4 protein-coding genes and 1 pseudogene are annotated in these 3,434 nt (G+C 71.3%); all 5 read right to left on the bottom strand.

Annotated elements, in window-relative coordinates:
- On the bottom strand, window positions 1-775 hold a 775-nt coding region (gene mmuM / locus G3I19_RS35415; protein WP_164267790.1), incomplete at its 3' end, for a homocysteine S-methyltransferase.
- Window positions 776-805: 30 nt separating this feature from the next.
- A complete protein-coding gene (locus tag G3I19_RS35410; RefSeq protein WP_164267789.1) occupies window positions 806-1,726 on the bottom strand; it encodes an LLM class F420-dependent oxidoreductase in 921 nt (306 codons plus the stop codon).
- 299 nt (window positions 1,727-2,025) lie between these two features.
- A complete protein-coding gene (locus G3I19_RS35405; RefSeq protein ID WP_164267788.1) occupies window positions 2,026-2,487 on the bottom strand; it encodes a DUF6099 family protein in 462 nt (153 codons plus the stop codon).
- Between the two features lie 122 nt (window positions 2,488-2,609).
- Window positions 2,610-2,960: a nucleotide pyrophosphohydrolase gene (locus G3I19_RS35400; RefSeq protein ID WP_164267787.1), complete on the bottom strand. Its 351-nt coding sequence runs from the start codon at window positions 2,958-2,960 to the stop codon at window positions 2,610-2,612.
- Window positions 2,957-3,434 (bottom strand): annotated as a pseudogene (locus G3I19_RS35395) (hypothetical protein); the annotation flags it as partial. The pseudogene G3I19_RS35395 and the gene G3I19_RS35400, both read right to left, overlap by 4 nt.

Raw genomic sequence — 3,434 nt, 5'->3', positions numbered from 1 at the left:
GCCAGCCGCGGTGCCCGGCGTCCCACCGCTCGCCGCTGTTCGGATAGGCGACCACCGGCTTGCCGGTGGCCGAGGACGCCGCCTCCACGGCCCGGTCCACGTCCCCGGACGCACAGCAGTTCACCCCCACGGCGATCACCTGGTCCAGGCCGGCCGCGAGCGCGAACGCATCGGCCGGCGGCTGCCCGGCCCGGGTGCGGCCCCCCGCCACGGTGTACGAGAGCCAGAGCGGCGTCCCGCAGCCGTCGGCCGCCCGCAGCATCGCCTCGGCCTCGTCGGTGTCCGGCACCGTCTCCAGCGCGAGTACATCGGGGCCGGCCGCGGCCAGCGCCTCGATCCGCGGCCGGTGGAAACGCTCCAGCTCCCGGACGGAGAGGCCGTACCGCCCGCGGTACTCGCTGCCGTCGGCGAACATCGCGCCGTACGGGCCGACGGAGGCCGCGACCCAGACCTCGCGCTCCACCGTCCCGGCGGCCTCCCGGGCCAGTCGCACACTGCGGGCCAGCAGCCGTGCGGCCTCGGCCCGGGCGGTCCCGCGCCGTGCGAAGCCCTCGAACGTGGCCTGGTAGCTCGCGGTGATGAGCACCTGGGCGCCCGCCCGTACATACGCCGTGTGCGCTGCCACGATCTGCCCGGGGTCGTCGGCGAGCAGGCGTGCCGACCAGAGCGCGTCGGAGAGATCACAGCCCTGCGCCTCCAGCTGGTTGGAGAGGCCGCCGTCGAGAACGACGGTGGACTCCTCCAGCGCGGCGGCGAGCGTACGGACGGGACGCACCCTGACTCCTGCCTCCTTCAGTGCTCCTGCCTACTTCAGCTGGGAGAGGACCTGCGAGGAGATCAGCTCCAGGTGGTCCAGGTCGTCGAGGTCGAGCACCTGGAGATAGATGCGCGACGCGCCGATGGCCCCGTAGCGGCCGATCTTGTCGACGACCTCGGCGGGCGAGCCGCCGAGCCCGTTCGCCTTCACGTCCGCCGTGTCACGCCCGATGGCCTCCGCACGGCGCGCCACCTCGGCGTCGTCCTTGCCGACACAGACGACCAGGGCGTTGGAGTACACCAGGTCGTCCGTCCGGCCCGCCGCCTCGGCCGCCGCCCGCACCCGTCCGAACTGCCGCTCGCTGTCCTCGATGGAGGCGAACGGGATATTGAACTCGTCCGCGTACCGCGCGGCCAGCCGGGGCGTACGGGTCGCCCCGTGCCCGCCGATCAGCACGGGCACCTTCGCCTGGGCGGGCTTGGGCAGCGCGGGCGAGTCGCTGAGCTGGTAGTACGTACCGTCATAGCTGAAGGTCTCACCGGTCCTGGTCTCCCAGAGCCCGGTGATGATCGCCAGCTGCTCCTCCAGCCGGCCGAACTTCTCCTTGGGGAACGGGATCCCGTACGCCCGGTGCTCCTCCTCGAACCAGCCTGCCCCCAGGCCCAGTTCCACCCGGCCCCCGGACATCTGGTCGACCTGCGCCACCTGGATGGCCAGGACACCTGGCAGCCGGAACGTGCCCGCCGTCATCAACGTCCCGAGGCGGATCCGCCGGGTCTCGCGGGCGAGCCCCGCCAGTGTGATCCAGGCATCGGTGGGGCCGGGCAGGCCGTCGCCCGATCCCATCCGCAGATAGTGGTCCGAGCGGTAGAAGGCGTCGAAGCCGAGGTCCTCGGTCGCCTTGGCGACGGTCAGCAGAGTGTCATAGCTCGCCCCTTGCTGGGGCTCGGTGAAGATTCGAAGATCCATGCATCCATCCTGCACCTTCGGCCGTCCCCCCGGGGGCCCCGCAGTGCCCGTCCGGCCGATGTGCGCCGATTCCCCACCCAGCAGGGGAGCAGCCCCCGATTCCCCGCACGGCCGGAGAAACCCGCCCAGCCACGCTGCCCGCACCCGCAGCACGCACCCTGTGCCCGTACCCCGCGCACGCACCCTGCGCCCACAGCCCACAGCCCCACCTCCGCGAGCGCTCTCTCTCCGCCGGCCCCACCTGTGCCGCCCTACCTCTGAGCCCGCCCTACTGAGCCCGCCCTACCTCCGTGCCCGCCCTACCTCCGTGAGCTCTCCGCGTCCCGCTCCTCCAGCCTCCGCAGCATTCCGCGCACCCGGTCGCCCGACTCGTCAGCCGCGTCCATGGCCTCGATGCACTGCCAGTAGACGGACTCCTCGTCCGTACCGCAGGCGACACCGACCAGGGCTATACCGACCTCGCCCAGCAGCACCCCGAGCACTGTCAACGCCTCGCGCACATCGGACACTTCGGTCAGCTGCGCGGCCCGTATCAGCCCGCCGCGCACCGTCGGCACTTCGAGCGCCCCGCAGCCCCGGCCGCCCGATTCCCCGAGAGCCCGCGCGTCGGCCCGCAGCTCCTGCGGACCGTGCAGTGCCAGATGTCCGCCCACGGCGCGGGCGAGCGCCTGTGCCTGCCACGCCTCCACCATGGTGTCCAACTCCGGGACGCTCCGCGCCAGAGCGTCCCGGCTGATTGCGATGAGCCGCACCCCGTCCATCTCTGTCCCCGTTCGTATGACTTGCCGTCTCCCCTTTCATTACCCAGAGTGAAGGCGTCTGGACCATAAAGCCAGGGGAATTCGGAAATCTGTGGATGCAAGGAACATTGTTGATAACTCACTCACTCCGGAGAGTGACGAACCTCGGGATGCTTCGCCGGGAAACGTGTCTCATTTCGGTCAATTTTGTCGGAAAGTGCCGCAAGGGCGTCGATGCCCAGCACCTCGCAGAACTGCAGCAGATACGCGAGCACATCGGCGACCTCGTCCGCGACCCGGTGCGCCGACCCCGGCTCCTCCATCACCCGGGCCGACTCCTCGGGCGTCAGCCACTGGAAGATCTCGACCAGTTCGGACGCCTCCACACTCAGCGCCGCCGCCAGGTTCTTGGGCGTGTGGTACGGCTGCCAGTCCCGCGCCGCGGCGAACTCGGCCAGCCGACGCTGCAATCGCGCTACATCCAGTTCTGTCACACGCCCAGATCTACCACCGAGACGCCCGGCAGATCATCCGCCCACCGTGCGTCCGACGCGGTGCCCACCACCCTGATGTGCCCCTGCCCGCAGATCGCCGCGGCGAGAGCGGCGAGTTCACGCGCCTGCCGTGCGTCGAGCGAGCGGTCGAACCCGTCGGCCAGGACCGTCAGCGACTGCATCGCGGGCGGCACCTCTCCCGCCGGATCCACCGCGAGCACCCCGGGACCGGTCAGCAGCACCAGCGCGAACGCCAGATAGCGCAGCTCGCCCTCGCCCAGCCGCTCCACCGGAGTGCCCGTACCGCTGCCCCTGCCGAGCACCGCCCGTACCCGACCGTCCGTCAGCTCCTCGGCCGCGAGCCCCGCCACCGGCCCCGCACACCCGGCACGCGCCGCGGCCACCAGCTGCCGGTGCCGGTTGGCGCACTCGGACTGGGTGCGGTACAGCACCGAAGCCAGGTTGTCGCAGCCC

The sequence above is a fragment of the Streptomyces sp. SID10853 genome, from assembly GCF_010548145.1.
Lineage (GTDB): Bacteria > Actinomycetota > Actinomycetes > Streptomycetales > Streptomycetaceae > Streptomyces.
The sequence above is the reverse complement of the archived record's forward strand: the minus strand, read 5'-3'. Positions and strand labels throughout refer to the sequence as shown.

Bases quoted from the DNA above. Each gene is read 5' to 3' on its own strand.
- G3I19_RS35410 (WP_164267789.1), bottom strand. From the start codon at position 1,726: ATGGATCTTCGAATCTTCACCGAGCCCCAGCAAGGGGCGAGCTATGAC.
- G3I19_RS35405 (WP_164267788.1), bottom strand. From the start codon at position 2,487: ATGGACGGGGTGCGGCTCATCGCAATCAGCCGGGACGCTCTGGCGCGG.